1 pseudogene is annotated in these 1,156 nt (G+C 78.2%); it reads right to left on the reverse strand.

The features are described 5' to 3' along the window. Window positions 1-628 (reverse strand): annotated as a pseudogene (locus ACFV6I_RS09785) (hypothetical protein); the annotation flags it as partial. Window positions 629-1,156: the final 528 nt, after the last annotated feature.

Raw genomic sequence — 1,156 nt, forward strand, 5'->3', positions numbered from 1 at the left:
GGCCGCGCGGCTGAGCGGCCTCGGGCGCGTGGGGGGGCGCGCCCGGCGCGGTGGCGGGGCGGTGGGCGGCGGTGGGGGGCACCCGGGTCGCGCCCGCCCGGGCGCGGGGGCCGTGGTCGCCCTTGGGTTCGGCCGCGGCCTGTCCGCCGGTGGGCTCCGGGAGCGCCGACCGGGTGCCGGGCGCGTGGGGAGAGGCGCTGGGCGAGGCGGCTGTGGCGGCCGTGTCCTCCGTCGTCCCGGGGTGGTGCGCCGAGGGGCTCGGTGCGGGCGGCCGGCCGGTGGCCGGGAGGTCGGCGGGGTTCGGCGCGGTGGGGTTGGGCGCGGTCGGGTTCGGCGCGGTCGGGGCCCGGTCGGCGGCGGCCTCGGCCTGGTCGCCCGCGGCGGGGGTGGGCGGCGGGGTGGTGCCGACGCGCGCGACCCCGGCCCGCCGGCCCACGCCCTGCTGCTCGTTGAGCAGGAGGGTGGTGGCGATGCTGATGCCGACGACGGTGGACATCGCCATCGCGGCACCGGAGAAGCGCAGGGTGGGCAGCCGGAACCGGCCGCCGAACGGGCGTGGCCGCCCGTGCCGGCCGTGCCGTTCGGGCTCGTGCCGAACGTCCCGCGCAGTGTCCTCGCGCGCAGCCACCGGACCCCTCCCTCCCCGAAGTCGCCGTCGCGGTATTCTCCCATGCGCTGCCACCGGGCCGGCATCGGCCGCCCGGGGTCGGTCGGCCGGGGTCCGGGTGGGGCCCGCGCCGGGAGGGGGAGAGCGTACCAGCGGCTCGTCGTGGCCTGGACGGTTTTGATCCATTTCGTGGACACCCGTTCGACGGAAGGAAGTTGACGATCCGTCTGATAAGTCGGCGATGGCGGCCGGGCTGCCCGGACAGGGATTAATGCAACCTCCTTGCAACCCTTGCCCGCCCGGACGGAAGTGGCCCAGGCTGAGGTCATCCCACGCCGTCCCGGAGAGACCGTCATGCCGCCCGACCCGCTGTCCGCAGCCTCCAGTGCACCCCTCGCCGCCACCCCCACGGGCGGCGATGGGGACGGCTCCACCGCCGCTCCGGCGGGGGGGGGGGGGGTGGTGTTGCGGCGGGTCTCGGTGGGCGCGGGGGTGGTGGGGGGTGTGCGCACACCGTTGCCGGTAGAGGCCCCCCGCCCGTTCGAGGGG

The sequence above is a fragment of the Kitasatospora sp. NPDC059803 genome, assembly GCF_042732255.1.
Lineage (GTDB): Bacteria > Actinomycetota > Actinomycetes > Streptomycetales > Streptomycetaceae > Kitasatospora.